A 21,938-nucleotide genomic window follows, 5' to 3' on the forward strand; every position below is an offset into this window, starting at 1 on the left:
TTACGATTCAGTTCGATGATCGATTAAAAGATCATTTATAAAAAATGGAACTTACACAAAATAATTTACAGGCTCCAACATACCCATTATCTTCAGCTGACCATTTAACACGGTAAGTATATTGTTTACTATCCATTTAACACCCCATCATGTTTTAAGTTTATGTATAAAAGTACGATTTTCACTTACTAGTACTTAAATAATCACCCCACCACTGCATCATTTCAGTCCGTTGAGCTAAATAGTCAGCGTGATTATAGCTGGCACGGGTACGGTTCTTATCAATATGTGAAAGTTGTGCCTCAATCCAATTATCTTGGAACAAACCTGAGTCATTCAAAATGGTACTAAAAGTAGAACGTAATCCATGAGAAGATAGTTGATGTTTGCCATACCCCATCTTACGTATGGCCATATTTAGAGTATTAAAATGAATCGGTTGATTGTGTTTGCGAGGGCTAGCAAAAAGGTATTTTTCACCGTATGACCACTGCATGACGTCTTTCAAAATCTCTAAAGCCTGATTTGAAAGTGGAACTAAAAAATCTGGAATCTCATGGCCTAATATAACTTTTCGTCGAAACTGTTTAATATGCAAGGCAGGTATTTTCCAGATTTTTTCATTTAAATCAAAATGATGAGGCTCAGCCAATAACAATTCGGCCCCTCTCACGCCAGTATGTAATTTGAACATCAGTGCTTTTTTAATAATGGGATGGGCATCCAATTTTTGTAATTTATTCTTAAAATCAGATATTTCCTCCGCTTTCAAATACGGATAATTTTTCTTGATTTTGCTGTTAATGGTGATTTTATTTAAACCATGAGCGATGTTGAACTCACAATAACCCATCGCTACAGCGTAGTCATAAATTTGGTTCAAATAACTACAAGCTTTTTTGACAGGTTCTTTTACTTGGCGTCCCTCTATTTTTTTGATTACTGAAACCAGGTCATAGCGCTTGATGTTTTGAAAAGGTAAATCCTGAAGGTCTGGATAAATATCTTGCTGTAAGCATCTTTCTGCTAACTGTAGTACACCACAGCGGGGTAGATCGTTGAAGGCATTCTTCAGTTTGAACTGTAACCACTCCTCCCCGACCTTACCAAAGGTGATAAGATTAGAGGCAGTATCATGTTCAAAACAGAAATTATTGTCTTTAAAGTCATCTCTGACTTGTCGTGCCTTTTTCAGCGATAAATCAGGATAAAGACCTAACTGAATGCGTCGACGTTTTTTAGTTTGTGGATCTGTATAGCGATAGCACCAAGATTTTCTTCCACTCGGCTCAATCTTCAGGCTAAGCCCATCTTCATCGGATAAAAAACAGGTTTTTTCCTTGCAATGAGCTTGGCGAACTTTAATATCAGTAAGACTCATGGAATTTAAATGAAACCTAATAAGGGGTTGATTGGATCAATTATATCAAAATAGAACGCTTTATATATGATGCGTATGATACGCATCACATATTTTTATAAGTATCTGTTAAATAAAGTTTATATCTAGATTGGCTATTCCTTAGTGACCAAATAATTAACCATTGATTTCGCAAGTCTTAAATTAGCATTTGAAGTGCAACTCTATGTTATGACTATTCACAGTTCTGTTCCATGATTCATGGTTACTTATTACTTATGTTACTATGTCAGGGGCGATACAAGAATTAAGGTAACCTTATGAAAATAGCGAATACGAAATTACTAGCTGGTGCTTTTATGGCCCTAACTTTAACTATGCTTAGCCCAGCCGTACTTGCAAATGATAACAATGATATACGAAAGACTGTTGTAGTTAAGTTTGCAAAAAAAGCTTACTCTGCAAATTATTACGGAAGGATAGAGGGATACAAGTATGATTCCTACAAATTTTATGCTAAAAAAGGGCAAAAGTTAAAAGTGAAGTTGACTGGAGGAAATGTTGAAGCTTACTTATGGGGTAATCAATTAAAAGACTCCATCAATATTGGAGAATATTCTCCAGAGCTTGATGATAATGGTATTTATATTTTACCTGCTTCAGGTGAGTATGAAATTAGAGTATTACAACCTAGATCACAGGCAAGAAGAGATAAAAAACCTCAATACTGGATGAGTATTAACATTAAATAAAGACTTGCTAGATTCTTTTAAGCTTTTATACGAGGGTTCAAAAACTATTGCCAGTTAAGCGGGGCGTGATTTTTACGCATATGTGTTTATGTTATTAAAATGATATAGATTACTTGTTTAATACCCCAAGGAATAATTTAATCTTGCTGTGCGTTAGTCACTTTTCTTTCAAAAGTTGATTATATCTTTCAACGTAACCGTCGTGATATTCAAGCCCTTTTGATAGGAATTTGCAGTGAAAGAATAGGCGAAACTTGTCTTAAATAATGGTAATTCCTTATCTTTAAAATAGAGAACGCCCGATGAAATTCATTAGGCGTTTACTTTAAATAAGTGTCAGCTTATTTTATAATCATATGTACTTGTCAATCATGATTCTTTTTCTCAATTGCGTTAAAAAAACAATTTTGCTATTTTTGACTTTTCACACCATTTTGTTCAATTTGTACTGCGACTTGCCAGCTAGGTAGTTGGCTTAAACCTGCTACATAACGTTGGATATGGGGATAATTTTCACCTTGTCCCATATGATAAATTAAAGCATGTAGTCCAAAGCCCATCATAAAGTCAGCACCGGTTAAACGGTCTGCCACTAGAAATTCTTTATCTTTTAAATATTCATTTAAATGGCCAAATACCTTATCGAACTCAACTTGAGTATAATTTTCTAGAAATACCAACTTCGTGCCTTGCTTGGTTTCTATCGCATTAAACGTTTTTAACAAAAATGGCAGCATGGCAGAGCTTTCTGAGAAATGAATCCACTGTAGATAATCGACATAGGTAGGTTCATCCATATCTGGTGCTAAATGCGGCGCAAGTTTCTGAATTAATAACTCAACGATTGCGCCTGACTCTGCAATAACTTTGCCATCCCATTCCAATACTGGAGATTTCCCTAAAGGATGGATGGTTTTTAAAGATTCAGGGGCCAAATGCGTGCTTGAGTCACGATAATAGCGTTTCAGCTCATAGGGCTGCTTGATTTCTTCAAGTAACCACAAAATGCGAAAAGAACGTGATTGATCTAAATGATGTAGTGTAATCATAATAATTCCTATTTTTTCAAATTTTTACAACCACTTTGCCAAAGTTTTCGCCTTTTAACATACCATTGAAAGCATTGATCGTGTTATCTAAACCTTGCACCATATGCTCTTTATATTTGATTTTTCCGTCTTTCAACCAGTCAGACATTTGCTGATTGAATTCCGGATACTGACTGCCATAATCATCAAAAATAATAAAGCCTTGCATGCGAATACGCTTTTTTAAAAGGGTGGAAATAAAGCCCGGTAAACGGTCTGGCCCTTGTGCTTGCTCGGTAGCGTTATACTGGGAAACCACACCACACACCGGTACACGTGCCGCAGAGTTAAGCAATGGCCATACCGCATCAAACACTTTACCCCCTACATTCTCATAATAAATATCAATACCGGTGGGAACTGCTTGTTGTAATTGTTCTGCAAAATTTTCATCATGATGATTGATACAAGCATCGAAGCCGAGTTCTTCTACTGCATAACGGCATTTTTCAGCCCCACCTGCGACGCCAACCACGCGACAACCTTTAATTTTGCCAATCTGTCCAACCGTAGCACCCACAGGTCCCATTGCAGCTGCAACGACTAAAGTTTCACCGGCTTTAGGCTGACCAATGTCCAACAACCCCATATAAGCAGTAAATCCTGGCATTCCCAAAATACCCAATGCCCAAGATGGATGTTCAGGTTGCATACCTAAGCTTTGACAGGCAGACCCATTAGAAATTGCGTAGCCCTGCCAGCCATTTCCGGAAAGAACCCACTCGCCTTCTTTGAATTTTGGGTTTTTAAAGGCCATCACTTGACTGACTGTTCCACCGACCATCACTTCGCCAATTTCAACCGGTGCTGCATATGAAGGAGCATCACTCATGCGACCACGCATATAAGGATCGAGTGACAAGTAAATGGTTTTTAACAATATCTCGCCTTGTTTAAGTTCATTGAGTTCAACTTGCTCAATACGAAAATCGCTGTGTTTTGGCTCACCCACTGGCCGTTTAGCTAAAACGATGCGTTGATTAATAACTGTTTCACACATATAACTCCATGTTTTATTTGGAAGTATTTCTCTTCACAATCAAAAATTATGATTAAAATTTCTTTACATCCATTGTAGAGGAGTTATAATAAAAAACAATACGACTGGTCTATTTTTTATAATAGAGTAAATAATTAATATGAAGCCTAATCCTATTAAAAAGTCTGAAGCGAAGCGCTTACACATTCTTAACACCAGTTCAGACCTGATTTTGCATAAAGGTTTTACTGGTGTAGGATTACAGGAAATTTTACAGAGCTGTGAGATCCCCAAAGGCTCATTTTATCATTATTTCCAATCCAAGGAAGCTTTCGGATGTGAATTGGTACAGCATTATGTGGATAATTACCAAGTCTGTTTAAATGATGTATGGCGTAGCGATAAATCTCCTTATCAAAAGCTGATTGAGTATTTTAATTTATGGATAGAAGATCCTGAAACACAGTGTGGTTGGGCGGATAGTTGTTTAATTGTGAAACTTGCCGCAGAAGTTGCCGATCTATCTGAAGATATGCGCTCCATTATGTCCGCTGGCGTGGATGATGTAATCGAGCGTATTGCTGGTTTAATTGATTTGGGAAAACAGGATCAGTCTATCCAAGCAGATACTGAGGCCTCGACTTTGGCACAAGTACTTTACCAAATGTGGTTAGGTGCAGCATTATTGAGTAAGTTGCAAAAAGATAAAACACCATTACATCAAGCTCTGAGAGCAACTAAATTTCTATTAAAAAGTGAAGTTTCTTAAAAATTAGATTAAATATCAATTACATAATTAATGACAGCAGCCCAATGATTACTTATTAATGTGTTGTTATTAGATCAATTTACAATCCATGAGTATAGCGCACAATGAATTCTCCTTCTAAAGCCCTCATGACTCGTATTTTAGTCGGATATTTAGGCTTATATCCCACACTATTACTGGTACTCACTTTATTAAAGCCAATTACTCATCATCAAAGTTTCCCGATGATGGTGTTGATTGAAGTCATAGTATTAGTGCCAGTAACGCAACTGATTTCTTTCCCACTGGCAGGTTGGCTCATTACACGGCTAAAAAATTTTAAGAATTTGTTTTAAGAAGAAATTGTGCTGGCAACAGCAATCCTAAGTCGTTATTTTGCCAACCACAAAGGTTGGCAAAATAACTCATTAAGTCAATATTAATCTGCGTAAGCTGGATAATCAATATAGCCTTTTTCCGTCCCACCATACATAGTGCTTGCATCTACTGCATTCAATGGCCAGCCATTGGCGATACGATCGGGTAAATCTGGATTCGCAATAAATGGGCGTCCAAATGCAATTAAATCGGCCAGACCTGCCTCTAAAATTCGAGTCCCTCTTTCTGCCGTATATCGACCTGCATAAATAATCCGACCACTGAAAGTGTCTCTGACATCTTTACGAAAATCATGAGGAAGTTCTGGTGCATTATCCCAATCAGCTTCTGCAATAGATAAATAGGCAATCCCAACTTCTTCAAGTATCTTTATTGCCTCAATATAAGTGACATGTGGATCATCTTCAACCAACCCCATGTAAACACGATCTTCCTCTGTACTTTCAAATAGCGGGGCAAAACGCACTCCTAAACGATCTGCACCAACCACCTCAGCAACTGCCTCTACTACTTCACGTAAAAAACGCAAACGATTGTTTAGTGATCCACCATATTCATCTTCACGATGGTTACTATGTGCAGAGATAAATTGGTTCACCAAATAACCATTTGCACAATGAATTTCAACTCCATCAAAACCAGCAGCCAAGGCATTACGCGCTGCTTGAGCATAGAGTTGCACTAATTCTTTAACTTCTGCATTGCTTAAAGCACGTGGCATTGAAGGATCAGCCAAGGCCCCCGCATTGGGCCCGGTCTCAATAAAGACTTTAACATTACTATCAGCCCTAATAGCCGAAGGCGCGACCGGTGATGCATGATCGGGTTGCAAAGATGTATGTGAAACACGCCCAACATGCCAAAGTTGTGCAAAAATAATGCCTCCTTTAGCATGCACTGCTTCCGTCACTTTACACCATCCAGCAATCTGTTCAGGGCTGTAAATACCGGGAGTCCAAGCATAGCCTTGACCACGTGGCTCGATTTGCGTACCTTCGGTGACCATAAATCCTGCCCCGGCACGCTGTTGATAATAGGTTGCCATCAGTTCATTTGGAATATTCCCTGGCTGAGTACTGCGCGACCGCGTTAATGGTGGCAATACAATACGGTTTTGCAAAACATAAGGGCCTAAGCTTAAGTTTTGAAAAAGTTTGCTGGCTTTCATTTTATTGTATCCAAGTCATCATGGCTTAATTGATCTAAATTAAAAAATAACCTTCCTTCCTGTATATAGAAAAATAAAGGAAGGAAAGCTATTCACTCAGGCCCGTCACCATTAAGTGAGGGTTATTTTGCTTATTGCGCCAGTTGCTCAGAGTCAGAAGTTTATTCGCTGCTAAGCACCACAACAAACACTAGCTACTCTTTATTTCAACAATTGAAGTAATGCTGTAGCGGTTGCAGCAGAAGATGCTGGATTTTGTCCAGTAACCAGCAAGCCATCTACTTGAACATATACTTGCCAATCATCCACTTTAGAATAATGACCACCGTTTTCTTTAAGCATGTCTTCAACTAAAAATGGTACAATTTCGGTCAAACCTACAGCGGCCTCCTCAGTATTGGTGAAACCAGTCACTAATTTACCGCTAACTAAAGGCGCTCCATTACTCGCTTTCACATGACGAAGAACACCTGGGGCATGACACACTGCTGCAACAGGTTTGCCAGACTGAATCGCCTGTTCAATCAGAGAAATTGAAATCGGATCTTCTGCTAAATCCCACAATGGGCCATGTCCGCCTGGATAAAACACTGCATCATAATCAGTTACAGAGATTTCGCTAAGTTTATGCGTCTGTGCCAATGCTTGCATTGCAGTTGGATCAGCTTCAAAACGATGAGTGGTTTCAGTTTGTGCTTCTGCTAAATTACTTTTCGGATCTAGTGGTGGCTGCCCACCTTGAGGTGACGCCAGCGTAACTTCAGCACCAGAGTCAATAAAGGTGTAATACGGTGCAGCAAGTTCTTCTAGCCAGAAACCTGTTTTCTTACCAGTATTGCCAAGTTGATCATGTGAGGTTAAAACGATTAAAATTTTCATGTTATTTTTCCGATAATTTTCAGGATTTAGGAGCATTGTTGCATGATCACTTGCCGTGTGGCGTGAGCATGCCAGATACGCGCATTTAGCTTAGATGCTCGTCGCGAGAATTTGGCGACTGATCTCTAATGAAACAGTTTTATGTTCGCCTAGCTGTGTAAGATTGTGTGATTTAAGTTGCGTAATGATGATCTCAATATCTGTCTCCACCAGTCCATAATCGCTAAGACGAGTCGGCAATCCAAGTTGCTCAAAGAAGGCTCGAGTACGAGCAATAACAGTATCAATACGTTGTTCTTCATCACCTTCGACAATCTGCCAGACACGAGCTGCATACTGTAGTAATTTTTCTCGCTTCTCTTGACGACGCACTTGTAGATTGGCCGGAAACACAATGGCCAAGGTACGAGCATGATCAATACCATGTAAAGCCGTGAGCTCATGTCCAATCAAATGGGTTGACCAATCTTGTGGTACACCAGCTCCAATTAGCCCATTCAGTGCCATGCTAGCAGCCCACATCAAATTCGCACGCGTGTCATAATCTGCTGAATCGTCCAAGATTTTCGGTCCAATCTCAATCAGAGTTTGCAATAGACCTTCGGCAAAACGATCTTGTACTTGTGCATTGACAGGGTAAGTTAAGTACTGTTCCATGACATGAATAAATGCATCGACCACGCCATTTGCTAACTGGCGCGTCGGCAAGCTAAAAGTTTTATTCGGATCGAGTACGGAAAATTGCGGAAAAACATGGGGACTGCTAAATGACAATTTGGCTTGGGTCGATTTTCTGGTGACTACCCCACCGCTATTCATTTCTGAACCAGTTGCCGGAAGGGTGAGTACACTCGCAAAAGGCAAAGCTTGAGTAATTTTAGTACCATGGGTTTCTAAAATCTCCCATGTATCCCCTGTATAATTGACTGCTGCTGCAATAAATTTAGTACCATCAATTACCGATCCACCACCGACAGCCATCAAGAAATCAATCTTTTGTTCACGAATCAGCTCTACGGCTTTCATGAGGGTTTCATAACTCGGATTCGGCTCAATTCCGCCAAATTCATGAATTTCTCTTGCACCTAATGCTTCACGCACTTCAGCTAAAGTACCATTCTTACGTGCACTTTCACCACCAAACAACATTAACACTTTTGCTTCTGTAGGCACATAGTCATTGATTTTAGCTATTGTATCGCCACCAAAAATAATACGGGTCGGATTATAAAAGTTAAAATTCAGCATATTTTTATCCTAGGATAATCAGTTAATTGATTTGAAAAACCACCGTTATTTATCAAATAAACTTTAAAAAATTGGGCAACACTGCGGCTTTTGACTACACCATGTGCTAACTATACATAAAAATAGACCAGTCGTCTATTTTTATAAATATTATTTCAGCTTGCCGACTTTAGTTATGGTTAAACAAATTCAGGCTTGTTCTATACCACTTTTATTATTGATGTATTTTCACGAGCGATTGTTGGATGGAAGGTATCAACACGTATGACTACTGACATGGTCGTGAACGCATTGGCTAAAACAGTGAATGACTCATACAAAATAGCGATGATTAAATATTTTAAAAGCAGATTGGCACGGTTTAGCAGATGTACAAATGCGACAGTAAATTAAATAGATTGGTTCAATATAAAGCATGTAAATAGTTGCATTCGTTTATTTACCCTGTTTTGGATATTGACCCATGTAAATGATGAGATTAAGCCATTAAATAAAGTAGCCCAACTTGAATAAAAAGACTCCGACAAACCTCACAGGGTTGAAGTGCTGCCTTTCATTCGAAATTTCAGGCAGCACCCTCATACATTTAAGCATCAGTATGAGCTGGTAGTTTACTCGCCAAAACATCTACTTTTTCAATAGACGGCGGCTCTGAAAATAGCTCTTCAGCCTGAGCCATCAAAGCAGCTGCAACCTTGCCAGATAAATGTGCTTGGCGACCCGCCTCATCAGGAAATGCATCAAAAATACCAAATGTTGTAGGTCCAAGACGTAGGCCAAACCACGCAACTGTCGCAGGTTCTTCCATTACAATAGGTAAACCGGCTTTAAGGAAAGCTTCCACTTCGTCTTCTTTACCCGGTTTAGCTTCAAGACGGACATATAAAGCTGTTTTAAGCATGACTAAAACTCCACAATTGATTAGAATTAAAACTAATTCTGACATTGCTAATGTATGAATTTCAGAAAGTTTTGTTGTATAAAAGTTAAAAAAATTCCCATAGCTGAGCCAAAATCTGGGTTTTTATTTCGACATAATGCTATGAATTTATTCAAGTTAATATCATTAACATTTGAATCAAAAAAATTAAGATATGAGATGATTCAATTCAATCTTATTTATATAAGGATCAATTGACTCTACCTTAGATTTATAAGCTGACCTCTTCATCTGGAAATTATATTGCTCAAGAAGCATTCAAGAACAACATTGTACATCCTCATATCTATGAAAGTTATTTAGCTAGGAATTTGCTGTGAAACTCTATATGTTTCTCTATAAAGCTCGCAATGAAGTAATAGCTATGGTCATACCCTTCTCTTAGGTTAAGTGTAAGAGGATATTCTTGTTCCAAACAAATATTACTAAGAAGCTTAGGCCTTAACTGTTCTTCAAGAAAATCATCAGCTGTTCCCTGATCGACTAAAATAGGTAAATGAACTTCAGCGTTTTTGATTAATTCAATCGCATCATAGCTTTTCCATAAAGTTTCGGTTTCACCTAGGTAGTGTGTAAAAGCCTTTTTCCCCCAAGGTACTTGGCTAGGTGCAACAATTGGTGCAAAAGCAGAAATACTTTTATACAGCTCAGGATTTTTTAACCCAATTACTAATGCACCATGACCACCCATGCTATGCCCCATAATGCTTTGGACTTGATTGGTCGGAAAATTCAGGTCAATCAGATTTCTCAGCTCTTCCACAATATAATCATACATTTTGAAATGCTGTGACCAGGGTGCTTGTGTTGCATTCACATAGAATCCTGCGCCTTGGCCTAAATCATAATCTGCATGATCTGGTACATCTTCTCCACGTGGGCTGGTATCTGGTGCAACAATAATGACTTTATGTTCAGCCGCATACTTTTGTGCTCCGGCTTTAGTAATAAAGTTCTGTTCGTTGCAAGTCAGTCCTGATAACCAATATAAAACTGGCAACCGCTCATCTTTGTCATGAGGTGGCAGATATATTGAGAATTTCATTGAACAGTTTAATGCTATTGACTGATGGCGATACACTTCTTGCGACCCACCAAAAGAAGCATGTTTCTCAATTATTTCCATAATCAATTACCTATGTTGAGCAAGACTTCATGAGAAATCAAGTAAACAAAGAGTCTGACATTCTCCACACAGAATAGTGATAAAGAATTAAAATGTAGGCAGGTTTATTGAACCTATACACGATGCCTACACAGATAGATCTGTTTTACAGTTGATGTGCCGTTTTAGAGGATTCCATGCATGTCATTCATGATGCACATGCATGGAAAAGTATAAGGTTTGTCGCAATTATTCGTAATGAATTACAGTACGAATTGACTTACCTTCATGCATTAGATCAAAGGCTTCATTGATCTGATCCAAGCCCATCGTATGTGTCACAAATGGTTCTAATTGAATTTTACCTTTCATGGCATCTTCAACCATTCCTGGAAGTTGCGTACGACCTTTTACGCCACCAAAGGCAGAACCTAGCCATTTACGACCAGTAACCAGTTGGAATGGACGGGTAGAGATTTCCTGACCTGCGCCAGCAACACCAATAATTACGGATTGTCCCCAGCCACGGTGTGCACTTTCAAGGGCTGAGCGCATCACATTCACGTTACCAATACATTCAAATGAATGATCTACACCCCAGCCAGTCATTTCGACAATTACTTGCTGGATTGGTTTATCGTAATCTTTAGGGTTCAAGAAGTCCGTTGCACCAAACTCTTTTGCCAGCGCAAATTTATCAGGATTCATGTCAACCACAATAATACGCCCTGCTTTAGCTTGACGTGCGGCTTGTACGACTGCCAAACCAATACCACCTAAACCAAAAACCGCAACACTATCACCTTCTTGTACTTTAGCCGTGTTGTGTACTGCACCGATACCCGTTGTTACCCCACAACCCAATAAGCATACATGTTCATGATTGGCTTCAGGATTGATTTTAGCCAATGATACTTCTGCCACTACCGTGTATTCACTGAACGTTGAGCAGCCCATATAATGGTAAATCGGTTGACCATTGTAAGAAAAACGAGTGGTACCATCTGGCATTACGCCTCTACCTTGAGTTTCGCGAACGGCAATACACAAGTTCGATTTTCCAGATTTACAGAATACGCACTCGCCACATTCAGCGGTGTAAAGTGGAATTACATGATCACCTGGTTTGACACTAGTCACGCCTTCACCAACCTCAACCACAACGCCAGCACCTTCATGCCCGAGAATAGCCGGAAAAACGCCTTCAGGATCATCGCCAGACAAAGTGAATGCATCTGTATGACACACACCGGTATGGGAGATCTTGATTAATACTTCACCTTTCTTCGGTGGTGCAACATCAACTTCAACAATTTGAAGAGGTTGACCAGGACCAAACGCAACAGCAGCACGTGACTTCATGGAATAACTCCTTATACAGGTCTATTTTAAATATGATTTTAGAATCTTGGCGATTTCAGCCAGTTCTTCTTTTCGTTGTTGTTCTGTGGTTTCACCTGATACTAAAGTGTCCTTTAAATGAACCTCCAACATCTCATTCATTAAACCATTAATAGCACCACGCACAGAGCATATTTGTTGCAGAATTGCACCACATTCCACATTGTCTTCTAACGCTTTTTCAATCGCTTGCGTCTGACCTTTGATCTTTCTGACGCGTAGAAGAATCTTTTTTTTGTCTTCAACCTGATTAGGCATCAGACCTCCTTATTTGCTAGTATTAATACTATAGTGCCCTATAGTATAAAAAAGAACAATATTTTTTTATAAATCGAAAAGGCTTTGTACGAGATGACCAAAAACGGGCAGTTGGCTTGGTGAACCGTAATTTTAGTACTGATCATCCTGACCCTTGCGAAGCAGTGCTTCTTGTATGTCAGGTCGCAGACTTCAGCTATATTCAAACAAATTCAGGCTAGGTCTATACCGCCCTTATTATTGACGTGTTCTCACGCGCAATTGTTGGATGGAAAGTATCAACACGGATGAATACAGATATGGTGCTTGATGCACTGGAGCAAGTATTACGTGACCGATGTATGCCAAAGAATGTAATTCATGATTTAAATAGAGGTGTGCAATATCTTTCTATTCGTTATCCTGTTAGAGGCAGCAAATTTAGGAGCATCAGTCGGTACAACTGGTGATTCCTATGATAATGCTTTGGCTGAAACGGTGAATGGCTTATACAAAACTGAGGTGATTGACTATTGAAAAGCAGATGTACAACTTGCGATATTAAATTGGGTAGATTGGTTCAATAAAAAGCGTGTACACAGTGCATTGGTTATGTATCGCCTTTTGATTTTGAAACAAAGTATTATGATAAAATTAACCCGTTAGTTCAGGTGGCCTAACTTAAATAAAAAGTCTCCTACAAACCCAGTATGGTTCACTCTGCTATCAAAGGCTTTATGCAACAAAGCCTCATGGAAATAAAGACAAAAGTGACTTTTAAATCTGAAAAAATCAAAATTGTGGTCTCAAAATTGCTTTATAAAAGTATTGAAAAAAGTGAAGAACATTAAATTTATGTTACAAAACTCTAAGCGTATTGGTTTTTTATTACTCGATAACTTTTCAATGATTGCTTTCTCAAACATGGTTGAAGTCTTACGTATGGCTAATTATGTTACAGAAGACAATTTATACCAATGGAATGTAACGGGTTTAGATGGTCATCATAGCTGCGCAAGCAATGGTCTTCAAATACAACATACCTGTGTTTGGTCACATTTACTGAACATGGATATAGTTTTTATTTGTGGTGGTTTTCAACTTTATAAAAATATGACAGTACGCTTAAAGAATTTTTTATATAGGTTGGATCAACAAAAAATTGCTTTAGGTGGTTTATGTACAGGCGCTTATGTATTAGCGAAAGCCAATCTACTAAATGGCTTTCGTGCTAGCCTTCATTGGGAAAATAGCTTAGCGGCACAAGAAGAGTTTCCATTAGTACAGTTTACCCCACATATTTTTACCATTGATGCGAACCGTTTTACCTGTTCTGGTGGGCTTGCAGCGATTGATTTAGGCTTGGCACTTGTTGAAATACACTATCCAAATATTGCTAAAAGAATCTGTGAGCAATTTATTGTTCATCAAGTGCGTGAGAGCAATGAAATTCAACATCAACCTATTGCTGAACATAAGAAAAAACTTGATTTTCAGATTCAAGAAGTATTGCGCTTAATGGAAAATAATATTAATGAGCCTTTAACTATTGCTGAAATTGCACAGCATGTAAAAATTCAACCGCGTACTTTAGAGCGCTTGTTTAAAATGAGTCTACAATTGGCTCCAAAAGAATATTATTTAAAACTAAGACTCACCTATGCACAGAATCTACTTAAACAGTCTACGTTAAACATTTCAAATATTGCTTTGGCATGTGGTTTTTGTAATGTATCTAGTTTTACTAAAGCCTATAAAGCTTTTTTTAACTATTCCCCCAAATTTGAACGTAACATTCTGGATTTTGCTCATTAGTGTTTTTTAGTCTTGTCGGTTTTTGACAACTTTTTGACGCTTTTAGCAAAAATCCCTATTCATATTCTGCATAAGCTTAGCTCATTGATTACATTACATTGATCTAGGAAAATATATGAATACTTTAGTAAATAATTTTGCTGCTTCACAACTACCATCATTATTAACCATTGAAAATGGTGAAAAAGTTTCTGCAACATTTTCATTATCTGAGTATCAAAATAGACAGAGCAAGTTACGCCAACTAATGGAAGAGCTAGAAATTGATCATATTCTATTTAGTTCAATCCATAACATTAACTATTATGCAGACTTTATTTATTGTTCATTTGGGCGCTTCTACGGTCTGGTGGTTAGCCCAGAAAAAGTGGTGACAATTTCAGCAAATATTGATGCTGGGCAACCTTGGCGTCGTACGATTGGCGACTATAACGTAGTTTATACTGACTGGCAGCGTGATAACTATTTTAAAGCGGTTGCACAAGAAATTCCAAATAAAGGCCGTGTAGGAATTGAGTTTGATCATTTACCTTTAGAACGTTTAAACAAGTTAAAAGCAGTTTTACCGAATGTGCAGTTTGTGGATATTAGTTCCGCATGCATGAAGCTACGCATGATTAAATCTGCTGAAGAAATTGCACATATCACCCAAGGTGCTGCAGTATGTGATATTGGTGGTTTTGCAGTGACTGCAGCAATTCGTGAAGGTGTGCCAGAGCATGAAGTGGCTTTAGCCTCTACTCAATCCATGGTACGTGAAATTGCCAAACGTTTTCCAAACTCTGAACTCATGGATACGTGGACTTGGTTTCAATCAGGCATTAATACGGATGGTGCACATAATCCTGTTACAACCCGCCAAGTCCAAAAAGGTGATATTTTAAGTTTAAACTGCTTTTCTATGATTGCTGGCTATTATATAGCTTTAGAGCGTACACAGTTCTTTGATCACTGTGATGATGCTTCATTACGAATTTGGGAGGCGAATGTCAAGGTGCATGAAGCTGGCTTAAAACTCATTCGCCCAGGTGCACGTTGCAGTGATATTGCTAAAGAGTTAAATGAAATTTTCTATGAAGAAGGTTTATTGCAGTACCGCACATTTGGTTATGGACATTCCTTTGGTGTGTTATCACATTATTACGGTCGTGAAGCCGGTTTAGAATTACGTGAAGATATTGATACGGTGATAGAACCAGGCATGGTGATTTCAATGGAACCTATGATTATGATTCCGCAAGGAATGGCTGGGGCTGGTGGTTACCGTGAACATGATATCTTGGTCGTTACAGAATCAGGAAATGAAAATATTACCAAATTCCCATATGGTCCAGAACATAACATTATCAAATAAAAGATTTTAAATAGGCACTCTGAAAATGAGTGCCTATTTAATTAGGAGTAAATAGAATGAAAAACAATCATCAAATAGAGCAAAAAAATACTTTAAGACGTGTTGCTAGCGCCAGCTTTATTGGTAATTTTGTGGAGTGGTTTGATTATGCTGCATATGGTTTTTTGGCAACAGTTATTGCAGTGGTTTTTTTCCCGAAAAGTGACTCTTTAACAGCATTAATGGCTACATATGCGATCTTTGCAATTTCATTTATTTTTCGTCCATTAGGCGGTATTTTTTGGGGGCATGTTGGGGATAAATTTGGTCGAAAAAATGCACTATCGTGGTCGATTATATTAATGACACTGGCTACGGTATGTATTGCACTGTTACCAAGTTATCAAAGTATCGGTATTTTTGCACCGATTATGTTATTAATATTCCGGATGATCCAAGGCTTATCCGCTTCAGGTGAATATGCTGGTGCAGCAAATTTTCTTGCAGAATACGCCCCTAAGGGAAAAAGAGGACTTTATACCAGTTTAGTTCCTGCAAGTACTGCAACGGGTTTACTACTCGGCTCTTTAATGGCAGCGGCGATGTTCGCTTTCATGTCAGAGGCGTTTTTACACGAATATGGTTGGAGAATTCCATTTTTATTGGCAGCACCAATAGGTTTAATCGGGTATTATATCCGTGTAAAGTTAGAAGAAACCCCAGAGTTTTTAGAACATCAAAAAAATAGCAACAAAGAAATTTTTCCAATCAAAGCCTTATTTACTCAGTATCAACCAGCACTTTTTAAAGCATTTGCAGTTGCATCTTTAAATGCCACCGCCTTCTATCTTATTTTTAGTTATATGCCAAATTATTTAGCTACAGAGTTAGGTGTAAATAAATCCAAAGCCTTTATATCAGGGTCAATTTCATTGCTATTTTATATTGCTGTAGTTTTTGTGATGGGCAAATATTCAGATCGAATTGGACGTAAGAAAATGTTGCTTTGGGCAGGTCTAAGCTTTATCGTACTGACTGTACCCTTGTTCTACTTACTTTCAACTGCCAGTTTTATTGAAATGGTGATCATTCAGCTCGTGTTCTGCACATTATTAGCAATGAACGATGGGAGCTTACCTGCATATTTAACAGAACAATTCCCTATACAAGTGCGCTATACCGGTTTTGCCTTTAGTTTTAATACTGCTAATGCACTATTAGGTGGAACAGTTCCTTTCGTTGCAACCTGGTTAATTCAACAAACAGCTAATACCTTAGCACCTAGTATCTTATTAGTTATAGTTGCAATTTTTGCAAGTATAGCTTTATTAGAAAGGAAATCACATCATTTAATCAATGCTAAGGCTTAATAGGAATAGGTTATGCTTTTAAATGCTCTCCCTACACTCAATAGAAATATATCTACTTTAATTGGTCTTACAGCCGTCATATTTTGGAGTACAAATGTAGGCTTAATGCGTAGTGTCAGTGAGAGCTTTGGAGCTGTAGCTGGTGCTGCTCTAATTTACAGTGTCGCATCCATGATTTTAGTTTTCATGGTTGGTATGCCTAAGTTTTCTACCATCCCAAAATCCTATTTATGGTGGGGAAGCCTTTTATTTGTTGCTTATGAATTATGTTTTGCCCTTTCTATTGGCTATGCGCAAAACAGTAGACAAGCAATCGAAGTTGGCATGATTAATTATCTATGGCCAACATTTACTCTACTATTCGCAATTATTTTTAACAACGTTAAGGCCAATATTTTAATTATTCCTGGCTGCATATTCGCTTTAGTTGGAATTTGTTGGGTACTAGGAGGAGATACTGGATTTGATTTTTTTCAGATATTTACTAATTTAAAAGCTAATCCTCTTAGTTATGGTTTAGCTTTTGCTGCTGCTATTTTGTGGGCTGCATATTGTTCTGTGACAGTAAAAACATCTCAGGGTAAAAATCTAGTCACTATATTTTTTGCCTTGACTGGAGTTGTACTATGGATCAAATACCTTCTCATGAGTGGGTCAGCTCTTAATTTTACTTATGACAATACACTCACTCTGATTATGGCAGCTGGTGCTTTAGGTTTGGGATATGGTGCTTGGAATATTGGAATTATTTCAGGGAACATGACGTTAATGGCTGGAGCTTCTTATTTTATTCCCGTGTTATCAGCTTTGTTTGCGGCATTAATTCTAAGTACGTCCTTATCTTTTATCTTTTGGCAAGGTGTTGCAATGGTGACAGCAGGAGCAGTTTTGTGTTGGTTAGCGACTCGAAAGAAACAAATTATTTAGAGTTATACTAAAATTAACATACTAGACTTTAAGCGAAGTCAAGATATTGAAACTGTTTATCTATTAAGGCGTGTCCTCATTTGAAAAATTGATTTTAAAGATTTAAAAGAATGATTTAACCTCTTTTTATTTGTATATTTTTCAATGGCACGAACTCTACTCACCGATGATATTTGACAACAAATCCAGTCTACGATGCAATTTCATGGTTGTTATTGTTCAAAGAACAGTAGAAATATCATGGAAGCCATCTTATGGAAATTATGTACAGATGCAACATGGCGTGATTCCTGAAGAATTTTGTCCTTGGAAAACAGCATATAACCGCTTTAATCGTTGGGCGAGTAAGGGCTTGTGGGGTAAATTTTTTTAAACTATGAGGCGTATTGGATCAAGAATGGGTATTCATTGAGGGAAGCTACATACGCGCGCATCAGCATGCAAGTGGAGCTCGGCACGGTTTCAAGCGAGCAATTGGACGGTCTAGAGGTGAAAGAACCACAAAAATTCATCTTGCAACCGACGCGAATGGATTACCGATTGATTTTAAAATCACTGGAGGTGAACTCTATGACAGCCAAGTTGCGGAGCAGTTGATTGGTGAGGCAGATTATCTGATTGCAGATAAAGGTTATGATTCGGAAAAAATTAGGACATTGCCAAGAAAGCAAAATATTGTGCCGATCATCCCAATGAAATCAAATAGTAAGAGAGAAAATAAAGAATTTGATCGGTATTTATATCCTTTAAGTCATCTAGTTGAAAATGTCTTTGCGAGATTAAAACATTTCCGAGCGATAGCGACCCGATTTGATAAGCTTGCACGAAATTATCAGTCTATGATTTACATTGCTTGCATGTTAATTTGGTGCAAAGCCAAATGAGGACATGCCCTAGACATCAGACCTCCTTATTTTTTAGTTTTTATACTATAGTGCCCCATAGTATAAAAAAGCAATATTTTTTTATAAATCGAAAAATCAAAAGGGTCTTTAGCGAAAATTTTCTGTCTCTATTTTTAATTTTTTTAAATAAACATAGTAGAGCTTATGCGAAAGTCACAAAAAAATGGGAGCTAAAGCTCCCATTTTTTTTATTTTGGCTCATGTTCTTTGTAATGCTATGCTGTGACCTTTTAGAATTATGTTTCCAACTTTTAGCCAGTTTGTAGATATTTTGAACGTATCACACCTTAAAAATACTACCGATAGTTTAGATTAAAAATGCCTTTACAGACTGTACTAGACTATTTTTAGTAAGCGGATGATATTTATTATTCATTATTTAGGAATTATTAAATCCTATAAATATCATTTATTGGATTATTTTACTTTGGTACTGTGCATATCATCCCCCAGTTAAGAATAAGGAACAACTATGAATAAGATGATGAATGCTCTTATCCTAGAAAATTTTGGTGATCATGAATTTAAACGTGTAGAACTGCCTATACCTCAACCAGAGGCTGGGCAAGTTCTAGTACGTATTCATGCTAGTGGTGTAAACCCTATTGATTATAAAATTCGTCTTGGTGAAGCACCATATGCTATGCCAGAGCTTCCTGCCGTGTTGGGAACGGATATGGCTGGGGTTGTAACTGCTGTTGGTGAAGGTGTCACCCACTTCAACGTCGGAGATGAAGTTTACGGTCTGATAGGTGGCGTTCGTGGTATTCAAGGCTCTTTAGCAGAATATGTTGTAGCAGATGCTGATCTGATCGCATTAAAGCCACGGAATATCTCTATGCGCGAGGCAGCAGTACTACCATTGACATTCCTCACCGCTTGGGAAGGTTTAGTGGATAATGCGAAGGTCCAACCAGGGCAAACTGTACTGGTTCAGGGTGGTGCTGGTGGCGTTGGTTATATGGTTGTTCAGCTTGCAAAAGCACTTGATGCAAATGTTTGGGCGACTGGTCGTACAGCTGATCAATCACTGATTTCAGAACTCGGTGCAACACCTCTCGATTACACAACAGCATCTTCCGATGACATTATTGCTGCAAGCCCTGAGGGTCAAGGTTTTAACATTGTTTACGACACTGTGGGTGGTCCAGTACTCGAAGCTTCACTTTCCATGACAACTCACTATGGCCACATTACCAGCTGTGCTGCATTTGGTAATCATAATTTAGCGAGTTCATCTCTACGGTGTGCCACAGTGTCTGGCGTATTCGTCCTAATGCCGATGTTAACAGGCAATCGCCGTGCTCATCATGGTGATATCCTTAAGATCGCGACTCGTCTCGTTGAGGAAGGTAAACTGCGTCCTATTGTTGATCCTCGTCATTTTACTCTAGACCAAGCGATTGAGGCTCATGATGCTGTTCAAGATCGCTCTGCCAATATTAAGGTCGTGATTGATGTCATTTAACGCACTTCAGGCCAAGACTTGGCGCTTCAATAGTATTGGAGATACAGATGTTCTGACATTAGAAACACTTCCTGTTGCTTTACCAGCAGCAGGAGAAGTTCTAATCCAGATGAAAACGATCGGACTCAACCGGGCTGATGTAATGTTTCGGCGTGGTACTTATATTCAAAAGGCAGTATTCCCTTCTCGTCTGGGATATGAGGGAGCAGGCATAGTTCTGGCAATAGGTGAAGGTGTACGCCAATTTTCTCCAGGAGATGCAGTATCGATTCTTCCGACTGACAATCTAGCCAAATATGGGACATATGCGGACAAACTTCTGATTCCAGAAACTTTTTTAGTTCACAAACCCGATAGTTTAAGCTGGGAAGAAGCTTCTTCAATCTGGATGCAGTATTTGACGGCTTGGGGTGGTGTAATCAATGCTGGTGGAGTTTCGAAAGGAAAAACGATCTTGATCACAGCAGCTTCAAGTAGCGTAGGACTAGCTGCGATACAGATAGCTGAAGCAGCGGGTGCTAAGGTCATTGCAAGTACACAGACGATAGAGAAAAAGCAACGTTTACTGGATCTCGGTGTTAAAAATGTTATAGCCACTGAAGATGAACCAGATTTGTATGAGGCGCTTGTTTTACGTTTAGGTGGAGAACATCTTGATGTCGCCTTCGATGCTGTAGGAGGGCCTCATATTGAACAGATTGCAAAAGCGATGTCTGTAGGAGGAACTATGGTTATGCATGGTGCACTTAGCCCTGAGATCACACCATTTCCCCTTAAAGTTGCATTACGCAAGAGCTTAACCATGCGAGGTTTTTTGTTCCTTGAGGTTCTCCATGATCCTGTTCTAAGGGAGCAAGCCAGACGATTTATTCTTAGCAGTATAGGTGCAGGATATCTTCGTCCAGTGATCGACTGTTGCTTTAACTTTGAGGACATGCATGACGCTCAGCGCTATCTTGAATCAAATCAGCAAATAGGAAAAATTGTAGTTACTCTAAATACATGATGGTCTTATCTGATTTCTACTTTCTAGAAAAAAGTTAGTTCCATCTGATTCAGGTTTCTATATGGCCCAACACTTCCGCTAAGTAATCAAACAATGCTCGGATTCGCAAAGGTGTCGGGCCCCGCTGTGGACGATATAAATACAGGCGCCAAACGGGAGAGGTTTCCTTATGAAGTATCTGAATGAGCTTACCACTCCTAAGCCACGGCAAAACTAGAAATCCAGGCATGTGTCCGAATCCAACTCCAGCGAGAATAGCTTGAAATTCAGCTTCTAGATCATCTGTAATAAAACGAGGCTTTGATGGCGTGAAGCTTCGACTTTCGGTGAATGTCCATGGCCAGTAACGCCCTGTTTTATGATCGAATAGTGCTGTTAGAGGGTATTTATCAAGGTCAATAATTTTTTTAGGCATTCCGACCTTATCAATTAACTCTGGCGTACCCACAGAATAAAAGTTCACTTTAGCCAATTCCCTTGCCACATATCGATTGTCCGGCAAAAATCCAAATCTGATCCCGATATCTATCCGCTCATCGATCACATCCGAGTGTGAATCTGTTAGCACACAATCCACGACAATATCTGGATAACGTGTGGCAAATTCTGCTAGTGCGGGTACTACCAATTTGCGCCCTAACACAGACGACACAGTAAGACGGACAGTCCCATGCATTTCATCTCGTTTTTCCTTGGTGTCTTTTACAAACAAAGCATCGATCGATCCCACCGCAGAGCCTGTAAATTATTTTGTGTAAGTTCCATTTTTTATAAATGATCTTTTAATCGATCATCGAACTGAATCGTAAA

Annotated in this window: 19 protein-coding genes and 4 pseudogenes; 12 read left to right on the forward strand and 11 right to left on the reverse strand. The window is 38.7% G+C overall.

Annotated features, from left to right (window positions below):
- Positions 1–181 precede the first annotated feature (181 nt).
- Complete coding sequence (locus tag HJG58_RS18055; RefSeq protein ID WP_000059636.1) at positions 182–1,381, reverse strand: tyrosine-type recombinase/integrase; 1,200 nt, start codon at positions 1,379–1,381, stop codon at positions 182–184.
- Positions 1,382–1,680: 299 nt separating this feature from the next.
- Between HJG58_RS18055 and HJG58_RS18060 the strand changes: the two genes are divergently transcribed.
- Complete coding sequence (locus HJG58_RS18060) at positions 1,681–2,112, forward strand: PPC domain-containing protein (RefSeq protein WP_005134223.1); 432 nt, start codon at positions 1,681–1,683, stop codon at positions 2,110–2,112.
- Positions 2,113–2,522: 410 nt separating this feature from the next.
- On the opposite strand, the gene HJG58_RS18065 is transcribed toward HJG58_RS18060, so the two are convergent.
- Both HJG58_RS18065 and HJG58_RS18070 read right to left on the reverse strand, forming a co-directional pair.
- On the reverse strand, positions 2,523–3,161 hold the full coding sequence (locus tag HJG58_RS18065) for a glutathione S-transferase family protein (protein WP_005134221.1): 639 nt from the start codon (positions 3,159–3,161) through the stop codon (positions 2,523–2,525).
- A gap of 16 nt (positions 3,162–3,177) precedes the next feature.
- A complete protein-coding gene (locus HJG58_RS18070; protein WP_017386622.1) occupies positions 3,178–4,200 on the reverse strand; it encodes an NADP-dependent oxidoreductase in 1,023 nt (340 codons plus the stop codon).
- 139 nt (positions 4,201–4,339) lie between these two features.
- On the opposite strand from HJG58_RS18070, the gene HJG58_RS18075 reads away from it, so the two are divergent.
- Entirely contained in the window at positions 4,340–4,948 is a 609-nt protein-coding gene (locus HJG58_RS18075) for a TetR/AcrR family transcriptional regulator (protein WP_017386623.1), read from the forward strand.
- A gap of 104 nt (positions 4,949–5,052) precedes the next feature.
- Positions 5,053–5,283 (forward strand): hypothetical protein, encoded by a 231-nt coding sequence (locus HJG58_RS18080; protein ID WP_004796107.1) that lies wholly within the window; start codon positions 5,053–5,055, stop codon positions 5,281–5,283.
- A gap of 83 nt (positions 5,284–5,366) precedes the next feature.
- Here HJG58_RS18080 and HJG58_RS18085 read toward each other — a convergent pair whose 3' ends face one another.
- The 3 genes from HJG58_RS18085 to HJG58_RS18095 all read right to left on the reverse strand — a co-directional run bounded on the left by HJG58_RS18085 (position 5,367) and on the right by HJG58_RS18095 (position 8,621).
- Positions 5,367–6,494 carry an alkene reductase gene (locus tag HJG58_RS18085; RefSeq protein ID WP_005071529.1) on the reverse strand — a complete coding sequence of 376 codons (1,128 nt, stop codon included), beginning with the start codon at positions 6,492–6,494 and terminating at the stop codon, positions 5,367–5,369.
- A 201-nt stretch (positions 6,495–6,695) separates the two neighbouring features.
- Complete coding sequence (locus HJG58_RS18090; protein ID WP_000697981.1) at positions 6,696–7,373, reverse strand: type 1 glutamine amidotransferase domain-containing protein; 678 nt, start codon at positions 7,371–7,373, stop codon at positions 6,696–6,698.
- Positions 7,374–7,463: 90 nt separating this feature from the next.
- A complete protein-coding gene (locus HJG58_RS18095; protein WP_000931664.1) occupies positions 7,464–8,621 on the reverse strand; it encodes an iron-containing alcohol dehydrogenase in 1,158 nt (385 codons plus the stop codon).
- Between the two features lie 183 nt (positions 8,622–8,804).
- On the opposite strand from HJG58_RS18095, the pseudogene HJG58_RS19210 reads away from it, so the two are divergent.
- A pseudogene (locus HJG58_RS19210) lies at positions 8,805–9,134 on the forward strand (IS3 family transposase); the annotation flags it as partial.
- Between the two features lie 73 nt (positions 9,135–9,207).
- On the opposite strand, the gene HJG58_RS18105 reads toward HJG58_RS19210, so the two are convergent.
- The 4 genes from HJG58_RS18105 to HJG58_RS18120 form a co-directional block, all read right to left on the reverse strand.
- Positions 9,208–9,522 (reverse strand): putative quinol monooxygenase, encoded by a 315-nt coding sequence (locus tag HJG58_RS18105; RefSeq protein ID WP_017386625.1) that lies wholly within the window; start codon positions 9,520–9,522, stop codon positions 9,208–9,210.
- Between the two features lie 334 nt (positions 9,523–9,856).
- Positions 9,857–10,687, reverse strand: a complete 831-nt coding sequence (fghA, locus tag HJG58_RS18110; RefSeq protein WP_000402511.1) for an S-formylglutathione hydrolase — start codon at positions 10,685–10,687, stop codon at positions 9,857–9,859.
- A 228-nt stretch (positions 10,688–10,915) separates the two neighbouring features.
- A complete protein-coding gene (locus HJG58_RS18115; RefSeq protein ID WP_007393395.1) occupies positions 10,916–12,028 on the reverse strand; it encodes an S-(hydroxymethyl)glutathione dehydrogenase/class III alcohol dehydrogenase in 1,113 nt (370 codons plus the stop codon).
- Positions 12,029–12,049: 21 nt separating this feature from the next.
- Positions 12,050–12,325, reverse strand: coding sequence for a metal/formaldehyde-sensitive transcriptional repressor (locus HJG58_RS18120; RefSeq protein WP_001133624.1), 276 nt, complete (start codon positions 12,323–12,325; stop codon positions 12,050–12,052).
- 89 nt (positions 12,326–12,414) lie between these two features.
- On the opposite strand from HJG58_RS18120, the pseudogene HJG58_RS18125 reads away from it, so the two are divergent.
- The 8 genes and pseudogenes from HJG58_RS18125 to HJG58_RS18160 all read left to right on the forward strand — a co-directional run.
- Positions 12,415–12,984 (forward strand): annotated as a pseudogene (locus tag HJG58_RS18125) (DDE-type integrase/transposase/recombinase); the annotation flags it as partial.
- Positions 12,985–13,159: 175 nt separating this feature from the next.
- Positions 13,160–14,119 carry a GlxA family transcriptional regulator gene (locus HJG58_RS18130; RefSeq protein ID WP_004832906.1) on the forward strand — a complete coding sequence of 320 codons (960 nt, stop codon included), beginning with the start codon at positions 13,160–13,162 and terminating at the stop codon, positions 14,117–14,119.
- 115 nt (positions 14,120–14,234) lie between these two features.
- Positions 14,235–15,473 (forward strand): M24 family metallopeptidase, encoded by a 1,239-nt coding sequence (locus HJG58_RS18135; protein WP_004832908.1) that lies wholly within the window; start codon positions 14,235–14,237, stop codon positions 15,471–15,473.
- 56 nt (positions 15,474–15,529) lie between these two features.
- On the forward strand, positions 15,530–16,822 hold the full coding sequence (locus HJG58_RS18140) for an MFS transporter (protein ID WP_004832916.1): 1,293 nt from the start codon (positions 15,530–15,532) through the stop codon (positions 16,820–16,822).
- A 12-nt stretch (positions 16,823–16,834) separates the two neighbouring features.
- Complete coding sequence (gene yddG / locus HJG58_RS18145) at positions 16,835–17,749, forward strand: aromatic amino acid DMT transporter YddG (protein WP_002126624.1); 915 nt, start codon at positions 16,835–16,837, stop codon at positions 17,747–17,749.
- Between the two features lie 195 nt (positions 17,750–17,944).
- Positions 17,945–18,633, forward strand: a pseudogene (locus HJG58_RS18150) (IS5 family transposase).
- A gap of 493 nt (positions 18,634–19,126) precedes the next feature.
- Positions 19,127–20,122, forward strand: coding sequence for a zinc-dependent alcohol dehydrogenase family protein (locus HJG58_RS18155; RefSeq protein WP_002126629.1), 996 nt, complete (start codon positions 19,127–19,129; stop codon positions 20,120–20,122).
- Positions 20,112–21,128 carry a zinc-dependent alcohol dehydrogenase family protein gene (locus HJG58_RS18160; protein WP_002126642.1) on the forward strand — a complete coding sequence of 339 codons (1,017 nt, stop codon included), beginning with the start codon at positions 20,112–20,114 and terminating at the stop codon, positions 21,126–21,128. The genes HJG58_RS18155 and HJG58_RS18160 overlap by 11 nt, the downstream gene beginning before the upstream one ends.
- A gap of 49 nt (positions 21,129–21,177) precedes the next feature.
- On the opposite strand, the pseudogene HJG58_RS18165 reads toward HJG58_RS18160, so the two are convergent.
- Positions 21,178–21,861, reverse strand: a pseudogene (locus HJG58_RS18165) (substrate binding domain-containing protein); the annotation flags it as partial.
- Positions 21,862–21,938 lie beyond the last annotated feature (77 nt).

It is taken from the genome of Acinetobacter geminorum (assembly GCF_013009345.1).
Taxonomy (GTDB): domain Bacteria; phylum Pseudomonadota; class Gammaproteobacteria; order Pseudomonadales; family Moraxellaceae; genus Acinetobacter; species Acinetobacter geminorum.

Excerpts from the sequence above, each read along its gene's own strand:
- HJG58_RS18065 (WP_005134221.1), bottom strand. The coding sequence starts at position 3,161 with ATGATTACACTACATCATTTAGATCAATCACGTTCTTTTCGCATTTTG.
- HJG58_RS18075 (WP_017386623.1), top strand. The coding sequence starts at position 4,340 with ATGAAGCCTAATCCTATTAAAAAGTCTGAAGCGAAGCGCTTACACATT.
- HJG58_RS18055 (WP_000059636.1), bottom strand. The coding sequence starts at position 1,381 with ATGAGTCTTACTGATATTAAAGTTCGCCAAGCTCATTGCAAGGAAAAA.
- HJG58_RS18085 (WP_005071529.1), bottom strand. The coding sequence starts at position 6,494 with ATGAAAGCCAGCAAACTTTTTCAAAACTTAAGCTTAGGCCCTTATGTT.
- HJG58_RS18090 (WP_000697981.1), bottom strand. The coding sequence starts at position 7,373 with ATGAAAATTTTAATCGTTTTAACCTCACATGATCAACTTGGCAATACT.
- yddG (WP_002126624.1), top strand. The coding sequence starts at position 16,835 with ATGCTTTTAAATGCTCTCCCTACACTCAATAGAAATATATCTACTTTA.
- HJG58_RS18120 (WP_001133624.1), bottom strand. The coding sequence starts at position 12,325 with ATGCCTAATCAGGTTGAAGACAAAAAAAAGATTCTTCTACGCGTCAGA.
- HJG58_RS18155 (WP_002126629.1), top strand. The coding sequence starts at position 19,127 with ATGAATAAGATGATGAATGCTCTTATCCTAGAAAATTTTGGTGATCAT.
- HJG58_RS18105 (WP_017386625.1), bottom strand. The coding sequence starts at position 9,522 with ATGCTTAAAACAGCTTTATATGTCCGTCTTGAAGCTAAACCGGGTAAA.
- fghA (WP_000402511.1), bottom strand. The coding sequence starts at position 10,687 with ATGGAAATAATTGAGAAACATGCTTCTTTTGGTGGGTCGCAAGAAGTG.
- HJG58_RS18095 (WP_000931664.1), bottom strand. The coding sequence starts at position 8,621 with ATGCTGAATTTTAACTTTTATAATCCGACCCGTATTATTTTTGGTGGC.
- HJG58_RS18080 (WP_004796107.1), top strand. The coding sequence starts at position 5,053 with ATGAATTCTCCTTCTAAAGCCCTCATGACTCGTATTTTAGTCGGATAT.
- HJG58_RS18160 (WP_002126642.1), top strand. The coding sequence starts at position 20,112 with ATGTCATTTAACGCACTTCAGGCCAAGACTTGGCGCTTCAATAGTATT.
- HJG58_RS18140 (WP_004832916.1), top strand. The coding sequence starts at position 15,530 with ATGAAAAACAATCATCAAATAGAGCAAAAAAATACTTTAAGACGTGTT.
- HJG58_RS18135 (WP_004832908.1), top strand. The coding sequence starts at position 14,235 with ATGAATACTTTAGTAAATAATTTTGCTGCTTCACAACTACCATCATTA.
- HJG58_RS18070 (WP_017386622.1), bottom strand. The coding sequence starts at position 4,200 with ATGTGTGAAACAGTTATTAATCAACGCATCGTTTTAGCTAAACGGCCA.
- HJG58_RS18130 (WP_004832906.1), top strand. The coding sequence starts at position 13,160 with ATGTTACAAAACTCTAAGCGTATTGGTTTTTTATTACTCGATAACTTT.
- HJG58_RS18115 (WP_007393395.1), bottom strand. The coding sequence starts at position 12,028 with ATGAAGTCACGTGCTGCTGTTGCGTTTGGTCCTGGTCAACCTCTTCAA.
- HJG58_RS18060 (WP_005134223.1), top strand. The coding sequence starts at position 1,681 with ATGAAAATAGCGAATACGAAATTACTAGCTGGTGCTTTTATGGCCCTA.